The organism is Kitasatospora sp. NPDC001132 (genome assembly GCF_053598415.1).
Window position 1 is genome coordinate 46,648 of the sequence record NZ_JBSFKF010000036.1, and the last position, 22,474, is coordinate 69,121.

A 22,474-nucleotide genomic window follows, 5' to 3' on the forward strand; every position below is an offset into this window, starting at 1 on the left:
AACGAGGGGGAACCGTGCCGCAGTCCCAGTCCACTACATCGATCTCCATGGCCCGCGCCCGGCCGGCACCCGGCGTGCGCGCGCTGCCTCCACCCGTCGCCTGCACGGCGGACCGCCCGCACGGCGGGCATCCGCGCGGAGGGCATCCACGCAGCGAGCTTCTCCACGGCGAGCATCGCCACGGCGCGCACCGGGACGGCGCACATGGGGACGGCACGCATCGGGACGGCGCGCACGGGGACGGCGGGGGCCGCCCCCGGACGGCCGTCGACACGGAACAGCAGGACGCTCGGGGCGAATGGCTGCGGTTCGCCCCCGTCCAGCCGCTGTTCCGGGCCCGGGCCGCCCAACGGCTGGCCGTACTCGCGTACCACGGGGTGACCGACCACCGCTCCTTCGGCGCCCAGCTCGACCGCCTCCAGCGGCTCGCCACACCCGTCTCGCTCGGCGCGGTCCTCCAGGCCGTGACCGAGCGGCGGCCCCTGCCGCCCCGGAGCGTCCTGGTCACCTTCGACGACGCCGACCGGAGCGTGCTCACCCACGCCCTGCCGGCCCTCGACGCCCGGGGGATTCCGGCCACCGCGTTCGTCATCTCGGAGCTCATCGGCACCGAACGGCCGTTCTGGTGGCACGAGGCCGACTTCCTCGCCCGGCACGGGGGCCGGGCCCGCTCGCTCGACTGCGGACACCCGTCCCAGCTGCTCCCGCGACTCAAGGCCATGCCGGACCCGGACCGCCGACGCAGCCTGCACGAGCTACGGGTCAGCGCCGAACGCCGGCCGCCCCGACAGGAACAGCTGACCCCGGCCGACCTGCTCGCCCTACGGGACGGGGGCGTCGCGATCGGCAACCACACCCAGGGGCACCCCTGCCTCGGGCGCTGCGACGACGACACCGTGCGCACCGAGATCACCGGCGCCCACGAGGCCCTCACCCGCTGGCTGGGCGAACCGCCGATCGCCTTCGCCTACCCGGACGGCGGCCACGACGTCCGCGCTGAAACCGTCCTGCAGGAACTCGGCTACCGCCTCGGATTCCTCTCCGACCACCGCCTGGGCCCCCGCCTCCCCTCACACCCCCTCCAGATCAGCCGCCTCCAGGTCGACTCCACCACCAGCACCCGCCGCTTCGACACGATCCTCTCCGGCCTGGAACCCGCCTACCGCCGCTGGCGCCGCCAAGCCGTCGCCTGACGCCCCCCGCCGTACAGGAAGTCGACCCGTTCGACTTCCTGTACGCGGTGGCGCCACCGCCCCACAGGCGCGCAGATCTACGCGCATAGACGGTTACCCCAGCCGGACAGGCCGGATCGCCGGCTGCGCGGGAAGTCGGCCAAGTCGACTTGCTGTGCAACACCCGGGCCCGTGCTGGTCGGCCTCTGTGGCGGGTCAGCCGATGAGGGTGGCGAGGGCGCTGCCCTGGGGGTAGAGGGCGGCGGCCGGGGGGAGGGTGGCGGGGGCGCCGGCGTGGAGGACGGTGAGGGTGCCGGTGCCGGTGCCGGTGCGGGTGGGGTCGGCGACGCGGCGGAGGGCCTGGGCGGCGACGGCGTCGGCGGACCCGTACAGGGTGAGCGCCGGGGAGGCGGTCGGGGCCACGGCGGCGCGGATGCGGTCGTCGACGAGCTCGTAGTGGGTGCAGCCGAGCACGATCACGTCGGTACCGGCCGGCGTACGGGAGGCGGCGTCGGCGATGGCGGCCGTGACGGCCTCGTCGTCGCCGTGCTCGACAGCGTCCGCGAGGCCCGGGCAGGCGACCTCGGTGATGTCCGCCGAACCGCCGAAGTCACGGATCAGCCCGCGCTGGTAGGCGCTTCCGGTGGTGGCCGGGGTGGCCCAGATCGCGACCCGACCACCCCGCGCTGCGGCGGGCTTGATCGCCGGAACGGTGCCGATGACCGGCAGCCCGGGCTCCAGTTCGTCCCGCAGGGTGGCGAGCGCGTGGACGGACGCGGTGTTGCAGGCGATCACCAGCGCGTCGGGCTCGAGGGCGGCAGCGGCCCGGCAGCAGCCGAGGGCCAGCTCGGTGACCTCTTCCGGTGTACGAGGCCCCCACGGCATCGAGGCCGGGTTGGAAGAGAGCACCAGATCCACGTCCGGGCGCAGCTTCCGAAGGGCGGCGGCGGCGGCCAGCAGGCCGATTCCGGAGTCCATCAGTGCGATCTTCACGGGTCAAGACTTTAGTCGATCCGCCCGCCGGGCCCCGTTCTGCGGCAGACTGCCGGGGTGACCGTCCTGCTGTGGATCGCCGCGTTCTCCCTGCTGGTCTGGCTCTGGCTGGCGTGCTGCCACGGCTCGTTCTGGCGCACGGACGTTCGGCTGCCGCCGCGCCGCCCGCCGGTCCGCTGGCCGCAGGCGGCGATCGTGGTGCCGGCCCGGGACGAGGCGTCGGTGCTCCCGGTGAGCCTGCCGACGCTGCTCGCGCAGAAGTACCCGGGGCGGGCCCGGGTGATCCTGGTCGACGACCACAGTTCGGACGGCACCGGCGCACTCGCGGCGCAGCTGCGGACGATCGACGGCCTGGAGCTGACCGTCACCTCCCCTCCCCCGCTGCCGCCGGGCTGGACCGGCAAGCTGTGGGCGCTGCGGCACGGCGTGGCCCTGGCCGGCCCGGACGTCGAGTACCTGCTGCTGACGGACGCCGACATCGCGCACGGCCCGGATTCGCTGGCCGAGCTGGTGTCCGCCGCCGAGAGCAACGGGCTGGACCTGGTGTCCCAGATGGCCCGGCTGCGGGTGGAGACCGGCTGGGAGCGGCTGATCGTGCCGGCCTTCGTGTACTTCTTCGCCCAGCTGTACCCGTTCCGCCGGAGCAACCGTCCGGGCACCCGGACGGCGGCCGCGGCCGGTGGCTGCTCGCTGGTGCGGCGCGAGGCGCTGGAGCGGGCGGGCGGGGTGGCGGCGATCCGCGGTGCGGTGATCGACGACGTGTCGCTGGCCCGGGCGGTGAAGTCCACCGGCGGTCGGACCTGGCTCGGCCTGGCCGACGGGGTGGACAGCGTGCGCCCGTACCCGCGGCTGGAGCAGCTGTGGCGGATGGTGTCGCGCAGCGCGTACGCCCAGCTCAGGCACTCGCCGCTGCTGCTGCTCGGGACGGTGTCGGGGCTGGCCCTGGTGTACCTGGTGCCGCCGGTGGCGACGGTGGCCGGGCTGGTGGCGGGAGCACCCGCGGTGGCCGCGGCGGGCGTGGCGGCGTGGGCGCTGATGGCGGGCACGTACCTGCCGATGGTCCGGTACTACGGGCAGCCGGCCGCGGCCGTGCTGCTGCTGCCGTTCACCGCGGCGCTGTACCTGCCGATGACGGTGGACTCGGCGGTGCAGCACTGGCGCGGCCGCGGCGCGGCGTGGAAGGGCCGGACCTACTCCCGGGCCTGAGGAACCCCGGGGATCCTCCCGAGAACCCGCCTACGGAACCCGCTGCGGGGCGGGCCGCCCCGATCCATACTGCTCGAATGGACCGTCAGCAGATCTCCCGCCTCGCCCACGCCCGTCACCCGATCGCGGCTCCGCTGGCGGACGAGTCGGTGGCCCGGCTGCTGGACCGCGCCATGGCCGGGACGGAGCAGGGTCTGGCGCTGGACCTCGGCTGCGGCGAGGGTGCCTGGCTGCTCCGGGCGCTGGCCGCCGGACCGGGCTGGCGGGCGGTGGGCGTGGACCTGGACGCGGCGGCGCTGACCCGCGCCCGGGAGGTCGCCACCGCGCTCGGCGTGGTCCGCCGGATCGGCCTGCACCACTCGGACGCCCGGGAGTTCTCCTCGAAGGAGCGCTTCGACCTGGTGCTGTGCGTCGGCGCCACCCACGCGTTCGACGGTCTGCCGGCGACGCTCGCCGCGGCCCGCGAACTCCTTTCCCCGGGCGGGAGGTTGCTGGTCGGCGAGGGGTTCTGGCAGCGCGAACCGTCGCGGGCGGCGCTGGACGGGCTGGGCGCGGAACGGGAGGACTTCGCGGATCTGGCGACGACCACCGACCGGGTGCTGGCCGACGGCTGGACGCCGCTGTTCGGGCACGTCAGCACCGAACAGGAGTGGGACGACTACGAGTTCTCCTGGACGGGCTCGCTGGCCGAGTGGGCCCTGGACCACCCGGACCACCCCGGTGCGGCGGCCGCCCGCGAGGCCGCGGACCGGCACCGCACCGGATGGCTCCACGGCTACCGGGGGACGCTCGGCTTCGTCACCTATCTGCTGCGCCGCGACCGAGGCGAGTGAACGCCCTGCGGTGACCGGCCACTTCCCGTTCGGCGCGAGGAAGCGGAGCGAGGAAGCCGACGCGAGCGAGTCGGCGCGAGAGCTCAGTGGTGGTTCTTCGCCTGCTCCTTCTGCACCAGCTGGTCGAGCACCTCGGGCATCGCCGCGACGCCGCCGGCCTGGGTCGGCGAGGTGCGGTACTCGCCCTGGATGACGACCGTCGGCAACTCGGCGACGCCGTAACGGGTGAAGGCGGCGGCGGCCTCGTCGACCGACCCCGTCACCTCGGCGGAGCGGTACGCCCGGCCGAACGCCTCGGCATCGACGCCCTGGGTCGCGGCCCAGTCGGTGGCGGTGGCCTCGCTGGTGACGTCGCGCCCCTCGTTGTGCACGGCGCGGAAGGCGCCGGCCTGCAGGCGGTCGACCAGGCCGAGGCGCTCCAGCGTGAAGTACAGCCGGGCGTGGCCGCGTTGCACGGCCTCGTCCCGACTGCCGGGCCAGATGGCCGGGATGCGGCGCAGCGCGACATCGGCGCGGTGCTTCTCCGCCCAGGTCTGCAAGGGCTGTTCGAGCGCCTGGGAGTGGCCGCAGTCGTACCAGAAGAACTCGGCCGCCTCGATCCGGGTGCTGTCGCCGACCGGTTGCGGGTGGTCGAGCCTGACGAACTTGGCGCCTTTGTGGGGGAATTGGTGGGTCATCGCGCCGGCCTGGACGGGGGACGCGGCGATCCCCACGGCGACGGCGAGCAGGACGGTGGACCGCAGCAGCGACTTCGAGTTCATCACACCGGGCAGTGTGCTGGCGGCGGTCCGTTACCGGCCGGTTCCCGCGGTACGGGCCGCGCCGGATTCGCCCGAACGGCGCACCCGCGCCGAGCCCGTTGACGCGGGGCGGACCACCTGACGGGGCAAGGTGGCGGCACTGGTCAGCGGGTGCCTTCCGGTCCGGCCGTCCACACCTCGGCGACCAGTTGCTGCCAGGCGTCCACGACGGCGCCCAGCTCGAAGTGTTCCAGCGCGTGCGCCCGGGCCGCCGCGCCGAGGCCCGCCCGGTTGACCGCCAGCACCTTGCCCAGTGCCTCGGCGAGGGCGAGCGGGTCCCCGGGGGCGACCAGCGCGCCGGTCGCCCCGTCCCGGACCACCTCGCGCACCCAGCCACGGCGGGTACCCCGGCCAGCGCCGCCTCGATCAGGGCACCGGGTACGCCCTCGCTGTCGCTCGTCAGCAGCAGCGCGTCGGCGGCCCGGTAGAGCGGGGCCGGGTCGGGAAGCGGGCCGAGGAAGTGGGCGCGCGCGGCGGCCGGGTGGCGGGCCAGCGTCTCGCGCAGCGGTCCGTCCCCGGCGACGGCCAGGCGGACGTCGGGCAGCCGGTCGAGCACGTCGAGGGCGAGGTCGAGTCGCTTCTCCGGAGCTATCGCCCCGATCCAGGCGACCAGCAGCACGTCGGCCGGCAGGCCCAGCGCGTGCCGCGCGGCCCGCCGGTCGTCCCGGCCGTCGGCGGGCGGATAGCTTTCTGCGGCACGGGAGTTGGGGATCACGTGCACTTTGCCCTCGGGCAGCCGGAACTGCTCCTCCAGGACGACGCGCGCCTCGTCGGTCAGGGTGGTGACGGCGGCCGCGCGGTGCATCAGCGCGCCGCCGCGCACCCGGCGCAGCCGGTTGGCGGTCCAGTAGCGCGGGTGGCCGACCGAAACGTAGACGAAGGGCGTACGGGTTCCGGCCAGCGCGAGGGCGCAGGCGGCCAGGGTGTCCGAGCCGTGGGCGAGCACCACGTCGGCGGCGCGCGCGGCGGCGCGCAGCGCCCGCAGGGTGCTCGGGTGCAGCCGGCCGGGGCCCAGTACGGCGGCGGAGCGCAGCGCGGCGGCGGCGGAGCAGTTGGCGGCGGCCAAGTCCGCGGCCCCGGGGGCCCGATCGGCGGACTCCGCGCCCTGGTCTGCGGAGTCGTGGCCTCCGGAGCCCCGGCCCGCGTGATCCCGGCGCCCGAAATCCCGGCGCCCGAAATCCCGACCTCCGGAATCCCGGGCCGCCCCGGCGGGGCAGACGTGGTTGGCCGGGTGCGGGGCGAGGGCGCACAGTTCGGAGGACTGCCCCCGACGACTCAGTTCCCGGTGGAGGTCACGGGCGAAGTTCTGTGCGCCGCCACGGCGTGAGTCGCTGATCAGATGCAGGACACGCGGACGGTTTCCGGCCGGATCGGCCGACGAGTGGTCGGGCATGGACCGACCTTGGCACAGTGCCCCGCCCGGTACATCCCCTTCGCGCAACCTGCTGGTGGCCCATCCGCCCGCGCTTGTACACCCGATGTGCGCCACAGGGCCGCCGTCGTGCGCCGGACGCGACCGTCGCGCGCCCCGTCTCACCCCCTGCCGCGCTCCGTTTCACCCCGTCGCGCCGGGTCGGCGCCGTCCGGGATCGTCGTGTGCCGGTGTCAAATGCCGCGTCGCTCCGTCGACTTGGGTCGGCTGTTCGACGGGCGAAAGGCCGGTACGCGGAGCGCCCCCGCCCCGCCCGGCCCGTGACGGCGGGGCCCGGCGGCCGTTACCCGTTTCGGGTGAACGCGGTTGGACCTCGGCCCGGGCCGGTCGGCAGGATGTCCGGCCGGGGCGGCACCCGCCGTGCCGCCCCATCTCCCCCTGCCCCGTACTGATTTGGAGTCGCCCGGTGTTCAAGGGATTCCGTAGCTTCCTGCTGCGCGGAAACGTGGTGGACCTCGCGGTCGGCATCGTGATCGGCGCGGCCTTCACCGCCGTCGTCACCGGGTTCGTCAGCGCCTTCCTCACCCCGCTGGTCGGCGTCGCGTCCGGTGCCGTCGGCGACTTCACCCAGAAGACCTTCGACGTGGCCGGCACCCGGTTCCCGTACGGCCTCTTCGTCAACGCGGTCATCGGCTTCGTCCTGACCGCCGCCGTCATCTACTTCGCCGTGGTGCTGCCGGTCGGCAAGCTCCAGGCCCGCTTCGAATCGGCCAAGCCCGCCCCGGCCGTGAAGGTGGACTGCCCGGAGTGCCTGAGCTCCATCCCGGCCGCCGCGTCCCGGTGCTCCTTCTGCACCTCCGAGGTCGCCAAGCCGGGTCTGCCCGCACAGGCCCAGGCGCTGCAGTCGCACTGACCACGGAACCGGACGGACGCCGGGCCGCCGCCCGGTCGGCACCGACCCGCACCGGGCCGACCGCGCAGGCCGCGGGCCCTGATCGAACCTCCCGGGGGAAACTGACGGGGACTTTATTCCCGAAACATTCACGAGCCCCCGTCGCCCCCACGGCGGGGGCTCTAACGCGCCCGCGCACGCCTGTCCGGAAAAGTTTCTCCGCAGGCCCCCCGACCGTCCACCGGCCGGTCACCACAAGGCCTTCCGCAGCCTCCGTCCGGCCACTGTTCGATCACTGACGGGGCGCCAAGGTTGTCCGGAACCGGACGCCGGAATGTCCGGCTTTCCTACTTTCGAAACCTTTGTGCGAGCGAAGACTGTGTAAACACTCGAACTGCTCCCCCTCCCGCTCTCCTCAGCAGGCGCGTTGTGGGCTTACCGTATGCCCCATGACCTCGCCCCGCTCCTACGACGGAGTCGGCTACCCCTCTCCGTCCTTCTCCTCCGGAACGCCGATCTACGACAGCCTCGTGGCTGAGCGCGGCGTCCCCCAGATCGCGCCCATCAACGTGCCGGCCGCCCTCCCGCCGGCACTGTCCTCCGGTTACGGATCCGGCCTCGGCCAGTCCCCCGAGCACCGGTACGGCAACGGGTACGAAAGTGCCGGCAGCAACCTCCCCGCGCTGCCGCCCGCCCGCCTCGCCCTGGGCCCCGGCCCGAGCAGCGGTCCCTCCGCCGGCCCCGCCACGGCGTACATCCCCGCGCAGCCCGCGCCGGCGTACGCCGCCCCGCAGCCGCCGGTCCCCGGCTACGGCTCCCCCCAGCCGTACCAGCGACCGCAGACCGGCACCCCGGCCTTCACCCAGTCCACCGGCAGCGGCTACCAGCCGACCGGCGGCCAGAGCTTCGGAGGCCAGAACACCTTCATCGGCGCCCAGGGCGGCCAGCAGTCCTTCGGCGCGCAGCCGGCCGGCGGCCCGGGCGGTTTCGGCCAGGGCCAGCCCGCCGCTCAGCAGGGCTTCGGCGGCCACCAGTCCTTCGGCGGCCCGACCGCCGGCGGCCCCGGCTTCCAGGGCCAGGGCGGCGAGCAGTCCTTCGGCGGCGCCCAGCTGCGCCCGGCCATGGCGCCGGTCGCGCCGGTCCGCCCGATGCAGCCGCAGCGCCCGGGCGGGTACAACGAGCCCGGCCAGTTCCAGGGTGGCTACCAGCCGCAGGGCCAGGGCTACTGAACCGCGGCTGACGCCCCGAGGCCGTCCCCCACGCGGCCCGCACCCGCACCACCTGAGCAGCACCCGGCGCCCCCCGTACGCCGGGCGAACGGAGAAACGGGTCATCCACGGACCGCCCGGCACGCCCCCCACGGCGTCCCGGGCGGTCCGTGCGCATACGGGGCCCCTGACCTGCGGGCCCGGGCCGGCCGGCTGGCAGGATGGAGGAATGCACCTCACCGGACTCCACGTCTATCCCGTCAAGTCGATGTACCGCCTGAGCCCGGAAAGCGCCGTGGTCCACCCCTGGGGTCTGGCCGGAGACCGCCGCTGGATGCTCGCCGACGCGACCGGACGGTTCGTCAGCCAGCGCGAGCACCCGACCCTCGGACAGATCCGGGCCGCACTGCTGCCCGACGGCGTCCTCACCCTGACCGCCCCCGACGGCTCCCGGATCGAGGTCCCCGCCCCCGCCGTCGCGTCCGGCGACGCGCTCGCCGACGTCGAGGTCTGGGGCACCCGCTTCCATGCCGCGCAGGCCGCCGAGGAAGCACACCGGTGGATCGCCGAGCACCTCGGCGACTACCGCCTGGTGTACCTGGACGACCCGCGCGCCCGGCCGGTCGACCCCGAGTACGGCGCGGCCGGCGACCGGGTCTCGATGGCCGACGGCTTCCCGCTGCTGCTCACCACCACCGCCTCGCTGGACCGGCTCAACGAACTGATCGCCGCCGAGCACCCCGACGGCCACGAGACCCTGCCGATGGAGCGCTTCCGCCCGAGCGTGGTGGTCGGCGGCGCCGAGCCGTGGGCCGAGGACACCTGGCGCCGGATCCGGATCGGCTCGGTCACCTTCAAGGTGGTCAAGCCCTGCGGCCGCTGTGTGGTCACCACCACCGACCAGGAGACCGGCGAGCGGCGCGGCAAGGAACCGCTGCGCACCCTGGCCAAGCACCACCGGCTGATGAACAAGGCCGCGTTCGGCCAGAACCTGATCCCCGAGCGGCCGGCCGGGGTCGAGGGCGACGCGCTCGGCACGCTGCGGCTGGGCGACGAGGTCGAGGTGCTGGAGGACGGGGCGCACTGGCCCGCCGACGGACGCTGAGGGCATCGGCGGACGCTGAGGGCATGGCTGAACGCTGAGGGCATGGCTGAACGCCGAAGACACGGGCGGACGCCGGGCGCACGGGCGGGCACCGGGCGCGTGCCGTGCTCCGGAACCGGCGTGTCCCGGACGGAACCACCGCTGTGCGCGCTCGTTGAAACAAGTGGTCGGAACCTGTGGCGGCGCTGAGCGCTACCGGTGTCCGCGCGACCGCGGGCGGCCGGACCACCCACGTGGGCGCGCTACGGTGGGCGGGCGGCCCGCGCACACCCGCGCGTTCGGCCCGATGATCGCCGGCTCGACGAAGGTGGGGACGACAGACCGTCATGGCTGAGCACAGGGTCCGGGTCACCCAGGACAGCGCATCCCGCTGGCGTCGCCGCGCGGGCGAGTACGACACGCTCGCGGAGGCCCTGGCCGCCGCCGAACCGGGCGACACCGTGACCGTCCGGCCGGGCACGTTCCGGGAGAACGTGCTGCTGGACAAACCGGTGACGATCGTGCCCGCCCAGGGCCCGGGGACGGTCCGGATCGACCCGCCCTCCGGGGTGGCCCTCACCGTGACCGCCGCCGCGACCGTACGCGACCTGGTGGTCGAGGGCGGCGACAGCTCCACCCCGGCCGTCCTGGTCACCGGACCGGAGGCGGCCCCCGCCTTCAGCGGCTGCCGGATCGAGACCCGCTCGGCCACCGGGATCGAGGTCGCCGGCGGCGCCCGGCCGACCCTGCGCGGCTGCGTGGTCACCAACCCGGGCGGGCTCGGACTGCGACTGCGCGGCGCGGACACCGCCGCCGCCTTCGAGGACTGCGAGGTCGCCGCCGCCGGCCAGGCCGGACTGGCCGTCCTCGGCGGCGCCACCGCGGCCCTGGACCGCTGCCGCATCCACCACGCCTCCGGCGCCGGAGTCCTGCTCTCCGACCCGGGCAGCGCGGCCGAGCTGACCGGCTGCGAGATCTACGAGATCCGCGGCAGCGGCGTGCAGGCCGACGCGCAGGCGGGCGGCCGGCTGATCGACTGCGAGATCCACCGGGTCACCGGCAACGGTCTGACCCTGGACGGCGAGGCCGAGCTGGTGCTCACCGGCTGCCGGGTGCACGACCTGCCCGAGAACGGCGCCGACCTGCGCGGACGCGCCCGGCTGAGCCTCGCGCACAGCACCGTCAGGGACTTCGGGCGCGGGGCGCTGTCCGTCTGGGACCAGGGCACCGAGGCCGTCGCCGAGTCCTGCCAGATCCACGGCTCGACTGGCGAGTACCCGGCGCTGTGGGTCAGCGACGGCGCCCGGCTGACCCTCACCGACTGCTCGCTGCACGACCTGCCGGACGCCCTGTTCGTCCTCGACCGGGACTCCGCCGCCACCGCCAAGGGCTGCTCGTTCAGCCGGATCCGCAGCTCGGCGGTCTCCGTCAGCGGCGGGGCCACCGTCGCCCTGGCCTCCTGCCGGGTGCAGGAGGCGGGCACCGGGCTCTGGTTCCGCGACCACGGCAGCGGCGGACTGCTCACCGACTGCGAGATCTCCGACGTGGCCACCGGCGTGATCGTCACCAAGGGCGCCGACCCGGTGCTGCGCGACTGCACCGTACGGGCCAGCACGGACGCCGGGGTGTACGTCTCGGCCCAGGGACGGGGCACCTTCGAGGACTGCCGGGTCTCCCAGGGCAAGGGCTTCGGCTTCCACATCATCGACGGCTGCCGGACCCAGCTCACCCGGTGCCGCGCGGAGCACAACCAGCGGGCCGGGTTCGAGTTCTCCGAGCCCGGTCCGGTCACGGAGGGGTGCATCTCGGACGACGTCGCGGCCGCTCCGGTGCCGGCCGCCCCCGCCGCTCCCGGTGGCGGGGCGGGGCCCGGGCTGGGGGCCGGAGCGGCGTCCGGACGCGGCCCGGGGCTGGGGGCGCCGTACGGGTCCACCGACGTGCCGGCGCCGCGGACGGCCCAACTGACCGCGGCGGTCTCGGCGTTGGCGACGTCCGGGGCCGCGTCGGCGATCTCACCGATCCCGGACTGCCGCCCGGCCGAGGAGGCGCTCGCCGAGCTGGACTCGCTGGTCGGGCTGGCCACCGTGAAGCAGGAGGTGCGCACGCTGATCGACCTGATCTCGGTCGGCCGGCGCCGCCGCCAGGCCGGGCTCAAAGCACCCTCGCTGCGCCGGCACCTGGTCTTCACCGGGGCACCGGGCACGGGCAAGACCACCGTCGCCCGGCTGTACGGCGAGATCCTCGCCTCGCTCGGGGTTCTGCAGCGCGGGCACCTGGTCGAGGTGGCCCGGGTGGACCTGGTCGGCGAACACATCGGCTCCACCGCGATCCGCACCGCGGCCGCCTTCGACCGGGCGCGCGGCGGGGTGCTCTTCATCGACGAGGCGTACGCGCTCGCGCCCGAGGACGGGGCCCGGGACTTCGGGCGCGAGGCGATCGACACCCTGGTCAAGCTGATGGAGGACCACCGGGACGAGGTGGTCGTCATCGTGGCGGGCTACACCGCCGAGATGGAGCGCTTCCTCTCCGCCAACCCCGGTGTCTCGTCCCGCTTCTCACGCACCATCGGCTTCCCCGACTACACGGCGGACGAGCTGCTGGAGATCGCCCGGGCGCAGTGCGCCGAGCACGAGTACGCGCTGTCCGAGGAGACGGAGAAGGCGCTGCTGGAGCACTTCGGGGGGCTGGAGCGCGGATCCAACTTCGGCAACGGTCGCACCGCGCGGCAGGTCTTCGAGACCATGGTCGAGCGGCACGCGGTGCGCATCGCCCACCTCACGGACCCGTCGACGGAGGAGCTCCAGTTGCTCGTTCCGGCCGACCTGCCGGCGGCACCGCTGCCGGGCGGTGATCCGGCGGGTGGCCGGGGTGACGGGTGACGGGTGACGGGTGACGGCGAACAACGAACAGCCGACGGATGACAGCTGACAGAATCTGAAATCTGTCATCCGTCAGCTGTTATCTGTTATCTGTCGGCTGTCATCCGTCCGCTGTCATCTGTCAGCCGGCACCTGTTCGCAGCCCGCCCCTCGCGTCACGCCGTCCAGATGCCGTCGGCCAGGAAGGACTCCAGCGCCGCCCGGTAGGGCGCGATGTCGATCCGCTCGCCGGCCAGCCAGTCGTCCGAGTAGTACTTGTCCAGGTAGCGGTCCCCGGGATCGCAGATCAACCCGACCACACTGCCCGTCCGCCCGGCCTCCCGCATCTCGGCGACGATCCGCAGCGCGCTCCAGAGGCCCGTCCCCGTGGAGGCCCCCGCCTTCTTGCCGAGCACCTGCTCCAGTACCCGCACGGCGGCGATCGACGCGGCATCCGGCACCTTCATCATCCGGTCGATCGCCCCCGGAACGAAGCTCGGCTCCATCCGCGGCCGTCCGATGCCCTCGATCCGCGAGCCGCTCTCGCAGACGGCGTCCGGGTCGTGGCGCACCCAGCCGTCGTAGAAGCAGGAGTTCTCCGGGTCCGCGACGCAGATCCGGGTGTCGTACTGCATGTAGTGGACGTACCGGGCGATGGTCGCCGAGGTGCCGCCCGTCCCGGCGGTGGCCACGATCCAGGCCGGCTCGGGGTGCGGCTCCAGACGCAGCTGGGCGAAGACCGACTCGGCGATGTTGTTGTTGCCGCGCCAGTCGGTGGCCCGCTCAGCGTAGGTGAACTGGTCCATGTAGTGCCCGCCGGTCTCCTCGGCGAGGCGGGCGGAGGCCTCGTAGACCTCGTCCGAGCGCTCGACCAGGTGGCACTCGCCGCCGTGGAACTGGATCAGGTCGATCTTGGCCTGGCTGGTGCTCTTGGCCATCACGGCGATGAACGGCACGCCGACGAGTTGGGCGAAGTACGCCTCGGAGACGGCGGTGGAGCCGCTGGAGGCCTCGATCACCGGCTTGCCGGGCCGGATCCAGCCGTTGCAGAGCCCGTAGAGGAAGAGCGAGCGGGCCAGTCGGTGCTTGAGCGAGCCGGTCGGGTGGGTGGACTCGTCCTTGAGGTAGAGGTCGATCCCCCACTCCGCCGGCAGCGGGAAGCGCAGCAGGTGGGTGTCGGCGGAACGGTTGGCGTCGGCCTGGACCTTGCGCACCGCCTCCTTGAGCCAGGCCCGGTACTCCGGGTCGGAGCGGTCGACGTCGGCAGTCGGCTCGATGCCGGGCTGGGTGCTCATGGTTGCTGTCTCCCTCGTGTGACCCCCCAAATTGCTCACTACGAGTGTATGAGAGTCACGATAAGTAACCGTTTTCGAAGGGTCAGCTTCCGCTTATCGCTCTCAGGACTGAACCGGCACCGACTGCGGGTCCGCCAGGTACGGCCCCCAGCCCAGCTCGGCCGCGCCCGCGAGCGCACCGTGCGCCAGCTCCGCGCCGACGATCGGCACCCGCCCGCTGCGCCCCCACAGACTGCGCTCGGCCACCACCGACCGCAGCCGGTCGGGCGCGGCCTCCAGCAGGTGGAGGTGCAGCCCGCTGAGGACCACCCGGTCCGGATTGAGGATGTTGGCGACGCCCGCCAGGCCCAGTCCGAGCCGGTCGATGACGTGCTCCACCGCTGCCCGCGCCCGATCCTCCGTCGTGGCCGCGCGGCACAGCTCGCGCGCCTGGTCGAGCAGCGGGCGCCCCGGTTCCGGGGTGAGTCCGGCGGCGGCGAACAGCGCGTCGGGGTCGGTCTCCGAGTTGAGGCAGCCCCGGTTGCCGCACATGCAGGGCCGGCCCTGCGGGTCGACCGTCAGGTGGCCGACCTCCAGGGCGAGACCCGCGCTGCCGGTGTGCAGGTGGCCGTCGATGACCAGCGCGCCGCCGACGCCGCGGTGGCCGGAGGTGACGAAGAGCAGGTGGCGGGCGCCCCGGCCGGCGCCGTGCCGGTACTCGGCGAGCGCGGCCAGGTTGGCGTCGTTCGCGACCGCGGCGGGTAGCGGGCGCAGCGCGTTCGGGCCGTGGTCGGCGCGTCCGACCTCGACGTCGTACAGGTCGGCGACCGGGGTGCCGCTGGGCCAGGCGAAGTGCAGCGCGGCGAGGGCGGTGCCGTCCGGCTCGGTGACCGGGTTGGGCAGCGCGAGCGCGGCGCCCAGGCAGCGGCGGTCGGTCGCGCGGGCGAGTTCGGCGCCGGCCACGGCGACGGCGCGCAGCATCCGGACCGGGTCGGTGGCGGTGGGCAGCGGCAGGTGGACGGGCGGGTCGAGCAGCCCGCCGAGGCCGGCCAGGGTGACGCTCAGTCCGTCGGCGTGGATCTGCCCGGCGACCACGACCGGGCCCTGCGGGTCGATCGCGAGCCGGTGCGATGGGCGGCCCCGGCCGCCGCCCGCCGGGCGCGAGTCGACGATGATCAGCCCGAGCGCCTCCAGCTCGGCGGTGACCGCGCCGGCGGTGGCCCGGGTGACGTCCAGCGCGCGGGTGAGCGCCGAGCGGGTCGGCGCCTGGCCGGTGTGGATCAGGGAGAGCGCGGGGCCGAGCAGCGTCCGGCCCCGGTCGGGAGCCGCGCGGCGGTGGCCGTCGCGCTGCGCGTCGGAGTCGTTCCCGGTACCGGGCCTCGGGCTTGATGGTGAGAGCTGCACGCCTCTATTGTGACTTTGTGTCGCTTCGAAACAAAATCGGTTCACGCACCGGACCCGACGCCCCCTCCTCCCAGTCTCGCAGCACACCCCCGGCGACCGACAGCCCCTGGGGCCCCGCACGGGTCGCCCTCACCGCGTTCTTCGCCATCGACGGCTTCCTCTTCGCCGCCTGGGTCGTCCGCATCCCGGACGTCCGCAGCCAGGTCAGCGCCTCGCACAGCGCCCTCGGGCTCGCCCTGCTCTGCCTGTCCATCGGCGCCGTCCTCACCATGCCGATGGTCGGCCGGCTCTGCCTGCGGTACGGGCCGCGCCCGGTCACCGTCGGCTCGCTCGCCCTGCTCAGCCTCGCCGTCCCGCTGCCGGCGCACGCCCACTCGGTCACGGCGCTCGGCGGGGTGCTGCTGCTGTTCGGCGCGGGGTACGGCGGGGCCAACGTCGCGATGAACAGCGCCGCCGTCGACCTGGTCGCGCAGCTGCGGCGGCCCGTGATGCCCAGCTTCCACGCCGGGTACAGCTTCGGCGGGCTGGCCGGCACCGGGGTCAGCGGACTGGTCGCCGGACCGCTGAGCACCGCGTGGGCGCTCGCCCTCAGCGCGGTGCTGGGCATGGCCGTCACCATCGCCGCGGGCATCGTCCTGCTGCGCAGCCCGGCGGCGGAGCAGGTCGCGCCGGACCGGGCGAGCCGTACGGGCGGCGCGGGCCGCGCGGGGGCGGACGCGGGCTCCGCCGGTGGCCGCACCCGGCTGCTCGTCCTGCTGCTCGGCCTCACCGCGCTCTGCACCGCGTACGGCGAGGGCGCGATCGCCGACTGGACCACGCTGCACCTGTCCGACGACGTCCATGCGAGTTCCGTGGTGGCCGCCACCGGCTACGGCGCGTACGCGTTCGCGATGGCCGGCGGACGGGTCGGCGGCACCTGGCTGTCCATCAGGCTCGGCCAGACCCGGCTGATGCTGTTCGGCGGGCTGACGGCGGCGGCCGGCATGCTGGTCGCCGCCCTGGCGCCGGTGGTGCCGGTGGCGATCTGCGGTTTCGTGCTGGTCGGCCTCGGCCTGGCCAACCTCTTCCCGCTCGCCCTCGCCCGGGCCGGCGCGGCGGGCGGACCGCAGGGCGTCGCGTTCGCCTCCTCACTCGGCTACGGGGGGATGCTGATCGGCCCGGTGGTGATCGGCTTCCTGGCGGACGCGGCCGGACTGCCGCTGGCCCTCACCACGGTCGCGCTCGCGGCCACGGTGGCTGCGCTCCTGCCACTGTCGGTCGGACGGCGGGCGACGGGCGACGGGATGTCCGGGTGGCACCCGAGAGCTGACGGACGACGGATGACAGCTAACAGATAACAGCTGATGAAATCTGTCACCTGTCAGCGGTCATCCGCCATGTGACAGGATGCGGGGCCATGACGACCAGCGAACGCTTCCAGGTACTGCGGGCGAGCGAGCGCCCGGCGACGGCGTGGCTCAACGGGGGCGGGGTGACCAGGGAGATCGCCGGGTTCCCGGCCGGAGCCGGGCTGGACGCCTTCGACTGGCGGGTCAGCCTCGCCGACGTCGCCACGGCCGGACCGTTCTCCCCGTTCCCCGGGATCGACCGGGTGATCACCCTGGTGGAGGGCGCCGGCATGGTGCTCACCGTCGACGGCGCCGAGCAGCTGGTCGACGCACCGTTCCGGCCGTTCGCCTTCTCCGGCGACGCCACCACCGACTGCCGACTGCCGGCCGGCCCGGTGGTGGACTTCAACGTGATGACGCGTCGCGGGCGGATCGAGGCGACGGTGAGCATGGCGACGGCGGCCACCACGGTCGGCGTCCCGGACGGGAGCACCGTCCTCCTGGTCTGCCTCGCCGGCACGGCGACCGTCGACGGCGTCGAACTCACCCGCCACGACGCCGCGTTGCTCGACACCCCGGACGCGTACGAGCTGAACCCGGACGGCACCACCGCCATCGTCACCTTCCGCGCCACCCCCTGACAGCCGACCGACCGACACCCCGGAAGAAGCGAAGACCGGCACACCGGCGAAGGCCGGCGCTCCCACCTCCCGGACCTTCCCGGAGGCAGGAGCGCCACCATCGCATCACCCGCAGAGCACCGGCGTGGCGTGCGCCGGGTCCAGGGCGTTGGTCACCAGGTGCAGCGCCGTCGGCGAGAACGCGATCGCGACGTGCTCCACCAGCGAGACCGGGCAGTGCGCCTGCACCACCTGGTTGTCGACGTCCGGACCGTTCAGGAACTGGGTCTGCCACGGGGTGACGACCAGGTCGAAGACCGTCGAGACCACCGTGTAGCTCACGCCCGGGACGGTGTCCGGCCGGGAGGCCATCAGCCGGTTGAAGTCGGAGCCCACCGCCTGGTCCCGGCAGGCCTGGCAGAGCGAGTAGACCAGGTCCGTGACGCCCGGGAAGAACGACGTCAGGTTGACGATCCCGTCGAGCGTCGTGCCGTGGTTGGACGGTGCCAGCCCGACCATCTTGCCGACCTTGGACCCGCCGCCGAGGAACTTGAGGTAGTAGTTCGGCATCATGCCGCCCTGCGAGTGCCCGACGATGTCGACCTTGGCCGCACCGGTCGCGTTCCTCACCAGGTCCACGAACCGGGCGAGTTGGTCCGCCGACTCCGGGACCGGCCCTAGGCCGCCGATCGGCAGCAGCAGGCCGCTGCCGCTGGAGGTGACACCGGGGACGGTCCCGTAGTCGAGCGCGAAGACGCAGTACCCGAGGCTCTTCAGCAGCGGGGAGAGCGCCAGCCAGTTCTCGTAGCGGTTGGCGAAGGTGCCGTGCACCAGGACCACCGGGTCGGGGTGCGCCGCGCTCGGCCGGCAGGTCCAGTCGTTCGCGCCCGGCGGCGAAGCCACCGTGTCACCGTCCGGCGGAAGTTCGGCCGAAGCGGCGGCCGAAGCAGCGGGCGGAGCGGCCGCCGAAGCAGCGGGCGAACCGGCGGGTGACGCGGCAGGCGAAGCAGCCACAGCGGCCGCGCCGGTCGGCGACACCGCCGCACCGACCAGCAGCGCCACCGCCAGCAGCAGCCCGCGCAGCGCACCACCGCCCCTGCCACGCACGGGAATTGCGGAGAAGCGGAGAAGTGGGGTTCTCAACTGTTGCCTCCACAGCGGAAGTTTGTTACCAACAGGTAACCCGAGGGCTCCATCATGCGGTCGCCCCTCCGGCCCGGCCCTTGGGCGCCCCCCAGACCTGGACGGTGTTCTCTGTGACCGGTCACAACGCACCCGACTGCACGCCCCCGAACGCCACCGGCCGGACTCCGCACTGGCGCGTCCCCGTGATCGGCGGACTCCCCGCCGACCAGCGGCTGCTCGGCGGCTCACGGGAGTTGGCCGAGACCGTGGTCTCCGCCCTGCTGGAGAGGGTACCGGTCTACCGACGACTGCCCCGCGAACAACTCGCCGGCGAACTGACCAGGGACACCGAGCGCCGCATCCGCGCCCTCGCCCACACCGTACGGACCGGACTCCCGGCCTCCGCCGAGGAGTTCGCCGCCGTCCGGGAGTCAGCCGCCCGGCGCGCCGAGGAGGGCCTGCCACTGGACGCCGTCCTGCTCGCCCACCATCTCGGGCTGGAGGTCTGCTGGGAGTTCGCCACCCGGTGCGCCCGGGACGGCGACACCGCCGACCTGCTCGTCCTCAACCGGCTGCTGCTCGACCAGCTCCGCCAGGCGACCACCGCCGCCGGTGCGGGCTTCCTGGAGGGCCGGCGTCCGGCCGCCGACCGGCGGGGCGCGGCCCGGCGCTCCCTGCTCGGCGCGCTGCTCGCGGGCACTTCCTACGACGAAGCCGCCGACCACGCCGGACTCCGGCTGCCCGCCGGGTACGCCGTGCTCTGCCTGTCCGTCGCCGACCACCCCGACGAACACGCCCCCGGCGTCGACCGGGGTATCGCCGCCCGCCGCAAGCTCCACCGGTTCGAAGCCGAACTCGACCACCGCACCCGGCAGTCGGCACTCACCGCACTCACCCCCACGGGCGGCATGGTGCTCATCCCCTTCGGCCCGTCACCCGGCCCGGACAAGGAGGGCACCGGCGAGGACGGCACCGGCGTAGGCGGCACCGGCGTAGGCGACACCGACGAGCCGCCCTGGCCACTGCTCGCCGCCGCCCTCGCCGCGGCCGCCAGGGCGGCCGGCGCTCCCGTACTGGCCGGAGCCGCCTCGGCCGGCCCCGCCGACGTGCCCGCAGCGGCCGCCCTCGCCCACGAAGTCCTGGACGTGGCACGGGCGTTCGGCCGACCTCCGGGGCTGCACCGGCTGGACGACGTCCTGCTGGAGTACCAGCTCACCCGGCCCAGCCAGGCCCGCTCCCGGCTCGCCGCGCTGCTCGAACCGCTGGCCGGGGCCGGGGAGTTGCTCATCACCCTGCACACCCATCTGGCCGGGGGTCTGAACCGCCGGCACACCGCGAGCGCCCTGCACCTGCATCCGAACACCGTCGACTACCGGCTGCGCCGGATCGCCGCGCTGACCGGTCTGGATCCGAGCCGCCCCGCCGACGTCCCGCGGATCACCGCCGCCATCGCCGCCCGCACCGCCGAACAGTCCTCCCTCAGCAGCTAGTTCGAAGCCGCCCGCCCATGAACCACCCAAGGCAGACCAAGACCCTCAGGGCCACCCACAGCAGACCAAGGCCCTCAGGGCCCCCAAGTCAGCCCGACGCCAAGGCCCCCAGACCCGTCCATGACACCCAGACCCGTCCATGGCACCCGGCCGACGATGTCAGCCCTGCTCCCCCGGCAGCCGCAGGTCCCAGCCGACCAGGGCACGCAGCTGCTCCGCGGTCACACCGTCCGGCACCGGCTGCGGAGCGTCGTGGCGCAGCGGCGGTTGCCAGCCCTCCTCCTCGGTCCAGCGGCGCACCACCTTGGCCGGCGCGCCCGCGACCACGCTGTGGTCGGGCACCTCGCCGCGCACCACGGCGCCCGCCGCGACCACCACGTTGCGGCCGATCCGCGCCCCCGGGAGGATCACCGCGCCGGTGCCGATCCAGCTGCCCGCGCCGATCTCCACCGGTTCGTTGCGCGGCCACTGCTTGCCGATCGGCAGCTCGGTGTCCCGGTACTCGTGTGCCTGGTCGCTGATGTACACGCCGGGACCGGTCCACACGTCGTCACCGATGACGATCGACTGGTGGCCGACGACGTGGCTGTCCCGGCCGATCACGCAGCCGCCGCCGATCCGCACGATCGGCTCCGGTCCGAGGTCGAGCCCGGGCAGGAACCCGGCGCTGATGGTGACCCGCTCGCCGATGATCGAGAACGGCCCGATGGTGATCCACTGCTCGTTGAACACCGCCCCGAGCGGGAAGGTGAGCGTCGTGCCGTCCCCCAGCTCGCCGAACCGGTACGGGCCGGGGTTGCGGTTGGTGACCGCGCCGGTCCGCTGCGCCCAGCGCCAGCCCCGGTGGACGAGGCGTCCGGCGGCGCGGCGGCCACCGGTCCGGACGGCTGAGAAAAGGGAACGGGTTATCGGCATGCGCTCACGTTACCGGCCCGTAGCATCCGCCCGTCCGCCGGGAGCCGTCCGGAAGGTCCGAAGGAATGTCCGGAATCCGCAACCCTCGGCCGACCGCGGTGGAAGACTCCGTCCCATGGAGATCACCGAGCACATCGACGCGCTGCGCCACGAGGGCATCCGGCTCGCCGAGGCCGCGGCCCGCACCGAACTGTCCGCCCCCGTTCCGACCTGTCCCGAGTGGCGGCTGACGGACCTGCTGCGGCACATCGGCTCCGTGCACCGCTGGGCCGCCGCGTTCCCCTCCCGGGGCCTGCGGGCGCCGCTGGGCGAGGCGGACGCGCAGGCCGCCATCGGGCCGCTGCCCTCGGACGCCGCACTGCTCGACTGGTACCGCGAGGGCCATGCCGCCCTGCTGGACACGCTCACCACGGCGCCCGCCGACGTGGAGTGCTGGAGCTTCCTCCCCTCGCCCAGCCCGCTGGCGTTCTGGGCCCGGCGCCAGGCCCACGAGACCGCCATCCACCGCCACGACGCCGACGCGGCCGCCGGGGTGCCCGGACCGACCGTGGACACCGCGCTCGCCCTGGACGGCATCGACGAGCTGCTGCGCGGCCTCATGGCCGGCAGCCGGTCCAAGCTGCGCAGCGACCGGCCGCGCACCCTCCGGGTCCGGGCCACTGACGGCGCCGGCTCCTGGCACCTGACGATCACCCAGGAGCCGCCGGCCGTCACCACCGACGGGGGCTCCGAGCCGGCCGACCTGACCCTCACCGGCCCCGCCGACGAGCTCTACGTGCTGCTGTGGAACCGGCTGCCCGCCCGGCGGGCCGGGAAGGTCCGGGCGATCGGCGACGAGAGCCTGCTCGACCTCTGGCGGGACGCCGCGATCTGATCGCGACGGCCGTTCCCCGGGCGCGGCGCCGGCCCGCCCGGGGACCCGCCGTCAGCGCACCCAGCGCGCGGGCCGCTTCTCCAGGAACGACCGCATCCCCTCCTGCGCCTCCTCCGAGCCGAACAGCCGCGCCGACAGCTCCACCAGCTCGTCCGCGTCCCGCTCGAAGGAGCGCACCACCTCGGCGTTGGCCAGCCGCTTGGACTCCGCCAGGCCCTGCGGGGAGCCCAGGCGCAGCGCGTCCAGCAGGCCCTTCAGGACCACGCCGGTGGACTCGGCGGAGTCGGTGGCGCTGGTGATCAGCCCGATCCGGGCGGCCTCGGTGGCGTCGAAGACCTCGCCGGTGAGGTAGTAGCGGGAGGCGGCGCGCGGGTCCAGCTTCGGGCGCAGCGGCAGCGAGATGACGGCGGGCGCGAGACCGAGCCGCACCTCGGTGAAGGCGAAGGTCGAGGCCGGTCCGGCGACGGCGAGGTCCGCCGCACCGACCAGGCCGAGGCCGCCGGCCCGGACGTGCCCGTCGATGACGGCGATCACCGGCTTGGCGCAGTCCACGATCGCCCGCTGGAGCTCGACCAGGCCGCGCGGGCCGACCGTCGGGTCGGCGCCGGTCGCCTCGGAGAGGTCCGCGCCCGCGCAGAACACCTTGCCGGTGTGCCCGAGCACCACAGCGCGGACCTCCGGGTCGGCCGCGGCGGTGGCCAGCCCGGCGTGCAGCTCGGCCATCAGCCGGGTGGAGAGCGCGTTGCGGTTGTGCGGCGAGTCGAGGGTGAGCGTGGTGACGGCGTCGGCGGTGCTGACGTGGACGAGGGGCGCTGCGCTGGTCATCGGCGGGCCTGCCTTCCGGCTGAGGGTGGGTCGGACTGCGGACGCGGCCCGGGGGCTGCCCGGACGACGCCCGGACGACTCTGGCACGCCCACCCGCCGCTCGGCCAGAGCCAACCCGTCCGACGGCCGCCCCGGCCGCCCGATTCCCCTCCGCCGACCTGCCGTTCCTGCGCGAACTGCCGGAGGTGGAGCGCCGAGCCG

The 22,474-nt window shown here is 74.3% G+C and carries 19 protein-coding genes and 1 pseudogene; 11 read left to right on the forward strand and 9 right to left on the reverse strand.

Annotated features, from left to right (window positions below):
- The first annotated feature begins 47 nt into the window (after positions 1–47).
- Entirely contained in the window at positions 48–1,193 is a 1,146-nt protein-coding gene (locus ACWDBE_RS33090; protein ID WP_449809745.1) for a polysaccharide deacetylase family protein, read from the forward strand.
- A gap of 195 nt (positions 1,194–1,388) precedes the next feature.
- Here ACWDBE_RS33090 and ACWDBE_RS33095 read toward each other — a convergent pair whose 3' ends face one another.
- A complete protein-coding gene (locus ACWDBE_RS33095; protein ID WP_449809746.1) occupies positions 1,389–2,165 on the reverse strand; it encodes a glutamate racemase in 777 nt (258 codons plus the stop codon).
- Positions 2,166–2,222: 57 nt separating this feature from the next.
- Between ACWDBE_RS33095 and ACWDBE_RS33100 the strand changes: the two genes are divergently transcribed.
- Together ACWDBE_RS33100 and ACWDBE_RS33105 are read left to right on the forward strand one after the other, a co-directional pair.
- The gene (locus ACWDBE_RS33100; protein WP_449809747.1) at positions 2,223–3,371 is read left to right on the forward strand and encodes a glycosyltransferase; all 1,149 of its coding nucleotides are present in this window, start codon (positions 2,223–2,225) and stop codon (positions 3,369–3,371) included.
- Positions 3,372–3,448: 77 nt separating this feature from the next.
- Complete coding sequence (locus ACWDBE_RS33105) at positions 3,449–4,204, forward strand: SAM-dependent methyltransferase (protein WP_449809748.1); 756 nt, start codon at positions 3,449–3,451, stop codon at positions 4,202–4,204.
- 83 nt (positions 4,205–4,287) lie between these two features.
- On the opposite strand, the gene ACWDBE_RS33110 is transcribed toward ACWDBE_RS33105, so the two are convergent.
- From ACWDBE_RS33110 to ACWDBE_RS33120, 3 genes and pseudogenes are all read right to left on the reverse strand, one after another.
- Positions 4,288–4,965 carry a thiol:disulfide interchange protein DsbA/DsbL gene (locus tag ACWDBE_RS33110; RefSeq protein WP_449809749.1) on the reverse strand — a complete coding sequence of 226 codons (678 nt, stop codon included), beginning with the start codon at positions 4,963–4,965 and terminating at the stop codon, positions 4,288–4,290.
- A 143-nt stretch (positions 4,966–5,108) separates the two neighbouring features.
- Positions 5,109–5,333: a glycosyltransferase gene (locus ACWDBE_RS33115; RefSeq protein WP_449809750.1), complete on the reverse strand. Its 225-nt coding sequence runs from the start codon at positions 5,331–5,333 to the stop codon at positions 5,109–5,111.
- Between the two features lie 62 nt (positions 5,334–5,395).
- Positions 5,396–6,397, reverse strand: a pseudogene (locus tag ACWDBE_RS33120) (glycosyltransferase); the annotation flags it as partial.
- 445 nt (positions 6,398–6,842) lie between these two features.
- Between ACWDBE_RS33120 and mscL the strand changes: the two are divergent.
- The 4 genes from mscL (at position 6,843) to ACWDBE_RS33140 (ending at position 12,439) form a co-directional block, all read left to right on the forward strand.
- Positions 6,843–7,289 (forward strand): large conductance mechanosensitive channel protein MscL, encoded by a 447-nt coding sequence (gene mscL, locus ACWDBE_RS33125; protein ID WP_449792087.1) that lies wholly within the window; start codon positions 6,843–6,845, stop codon positions 7,287–7,289.
- A gap of 428 nt (positions 7,290–7,717) precedes the next feature.
- Positions 7,718–8,497 carry a DUF6643 family protein gene (locus ACWDBE_RS33130; RefSeq protein WP_449792088.1) on the forward strand — a complete coding sequence of 260 codons (780 nt, stop codon included), beginning with the start codon at positions 7,718–7,720 and terminating at the stop codon, positions 8,495–8,497.
- 208 nt (positions 8,498–8,705) lie between these two features.
- A complete protein-coding gene (locus ACWDBE_RS33135) occupies positions 8,706–9,581 on the forward strand; it encodes an MOSC domain-containing protein (protein WP_449792089.1) in 876 nt (291 codons plus the stop codon).
- A 326-nt stretch (positions 9,582–9,907) separates the two neighbouring features.
- A complete protein-coding gene (locus ACWDBE_RS33140; RefSeq protein WP_449809751.1) occupies positions 9,908–12,439 on the forward strand; it encodes a right-handed parallel beta-helix repeat-containing protein in 2,532 nt (843 codons plus the stop codon).
- Positions 12,440–12,594: 155 nt separating this feature from the next.
- Here the strand turns inward: ACWDBE_RS33140 and ACWDBE_RS33145 are convergent, their stop codons facing one another.
- Positions 12,595–13,713: a PLP-dependent cysteine synthase family protein gene (locus ACWDBE_RS33145; RefSeq protein ID WP_449809752.1), complete on the reverse strand. Its 1,119-nt coding sequence runs from the start codon at positions 13,711–13,713 to the stop codon at positions 12,595–12,597.
- Positions 13,714–13,815: 102 nt separating this feature from the next.
- A complete protein-coding gene (locus ACWDBE_RS33150; protein ID WP_449809753.1) occupies positions 13,816–15,096 on the reverse strand; it encodes an ROK family protein in 1,281 nt (426 codons plus the stop codon).
- 17 nt (positions 15,097–15,113) lie between these two features.
- Here ACWDBE_RS33150 and ACWDBE_RS33155 point away from each other — a divergent pair, with 17 nt between their 5' ends.
- A complete protein-coding gene (locus ACWDBE_RS33155; protein WP_449809754.1) occupies positions 15,114–16,433 on the forward strand; it encodes an MFS transporter in 1,320 nt (439 codons plus the stop codon).
- Positions 16,434–16,492: 59 nt separating this feature from the next.
- Complete coding sequence (locus tag ACWDBE_RS33160; RefSeq protein ID WP_449792094.1) at positions 16,493–17,065, forward strand: HutD/Ves family protein; 573 nt, start codon at positions 16,493–16,495, stop codon at positions 17,063–17,065.
- 105 nt (positions 17,066–17,170) lie between these two features.
- Here the strand turns inward: ACWDBE_RS33160 and ACWDBE_RS33165 are convergent, their stop codons facing one another.
- On the reverse strand, positions 17,171–18,151 hold the full coding sequence (locus tag ACWDBE_RS33165; protein WP_449809755.1) for an esterase/lipase family protein: 981 nt from the start codon (positions 18,149–18,151) through the stop codon (positions 17,171–17,173).
- Between the two features lie 149 nt (positions 18,152–18,300).
- Here ACWDBE_RS33165 and ACWDBE_RS33170 point away from each other — a divergent pair, with 149 nt between their 5' ends.
- Positions 18,301–19,659 (forward strand): PucR family transcriptional regulator, encoded by a 1,359-nt coding sequence (locus ACWDBE_RS33170; protein WP_449809756.1) that lies wholly within the window; start codon positions 18,301–18,303, stop codon positions 19,657–19,659.
- Positions 19,660–19,818: 159 nt separating this feature from the next.
- On the opposite strand, the gene ACWDBE_RS33175 is transcribed toward ACWDBE_RS33170, so the two are convergent.
- Positions 19,819–20,574 (reverse strand): acyltransferase, encoded by a 756-nt coding sequence (locus ACWDBE_RS33175; RefSeq protein WP_449792096.1) that lies wholly within the window; start codon positions 20,572–20,574, stop codon positions 19,819–19,821.
- 115 nt (positions 20,575–20,689) lie between these two features.
- Here ACWDBE_RS33175 and ACWDBE_RS33180 point away from each other — a divergent pair, with 115 nt between their 5' ends.
- Complete coding sequence (locus ACWDBE_RS33180; RefSeq protein ID WP_449809757.1) at positions 20,690–21,448, forward strand: maleylpyruvate isomerase family mycothiol-dependent enzyme; 759 nt, start codon at positions 20,690–20,692, stop codon at positions 21,446–21,448.
- Between the two features lie 51 nt (positions 21,449–21,499).
- Here ACWDBE_RS33180 and ACWDBE_RS33185 read toward each other — a convergent pair whose 3' ends face one another.
- Positions 21,500–22,273: an enoyl-CoA hydratase family protein gene (locus ACWDBE_RS33185; RefSeq protein WP_449792098.1), complete on the reverse strand. Its 774-nt coding sequence runs from the start codon at positions 22,271–22,273 to the stop codon at positions 21,500–21,502.
- Positions 22,274–22,474: the final 201 nt, after the last annotated feature.

Bases quoted from the DNA above. Each gene is read 5' to 3' on its own strand.
- ACWDBE_RS33090 (WP_449809745.1), top strand. From the start codon at position 48: ATGGCCCGCGCCCGGCCGGCACCCGGCGTGCGCGCGCTGCCTCCACCC.
- ACWDBE_RS33105 (WP_449809748.1), top strand. From the start codon at position 3,449: ATGGACCGTCAGCAGATCTCCCGCCTCGCCCACGCCCGTCACCCGATC.
- ACWDBE_RS33110 (WP_449809749.1), bottom strand. From the start codon at position 4,965: ATGAACTCGAAGTCGCTGCTGCGGTCCACCGTCCTGCTCGCCGTCGCC.
- ACWDBE_RS33130 (WP_449792088.1), top strand. From the start codon at position 7,718: ATGACCTCGCCCCGCTCCTACGACGGAGTCGGCTACCCCTCTCCGTCC.
- ACWDBE_RS33135 (WP_449792089.1), top strand. From the start codon at position 8,706: ATGCACCTCACCGGACTCCACGTCTATCCCGTCAAGTCGATGTACCGC.
- ACWDBE_RS33140 (WP_449809751.1), top strand. From the start codon at position 9,908: ATGGCTGAGCACAGGGTCCGGGTCACCCAGGACAGCGCATCCCGCTGG.
- ACWDBE_RS33145 (WP_449809752.1), bottom strand. From the start codon at position 13,713: ATGAGCACCCAGCCCGGCATCGAGCCGACTGCCGACGTCGACCGCTCC.
- ACWDBE_RS33160 (WP_449792094.1), top strand. From the start codon at position 16,493: ATGACGACCAGCGAACGCTTCCAGGTACTGCGGGCGAGCGAGCGCCCG.
- ACWDBE_RS33175 (WP_449792096.1), bottom strand. From the start codon at position 20,574: ATGCCGATAACCCGTTCCCTTTTCTCAGCCGTCCGGACCGGTGGCCGC.
- ACWDBE_RS33180 (WP_449809757.1), top strand. From the start codon at position 20,690: ATGGAGATCACCGAGCACATCGACGCGCTGCGCCACGAGGGCATCCGG.
- ACWDBE_RS33185 (WP_449792098.1), bottom strand. From the start codon at position 22,273: ATGACCAGCGCAGCGCCCCTCGTCCACGTCAGCACCGCCGACGCCGTC.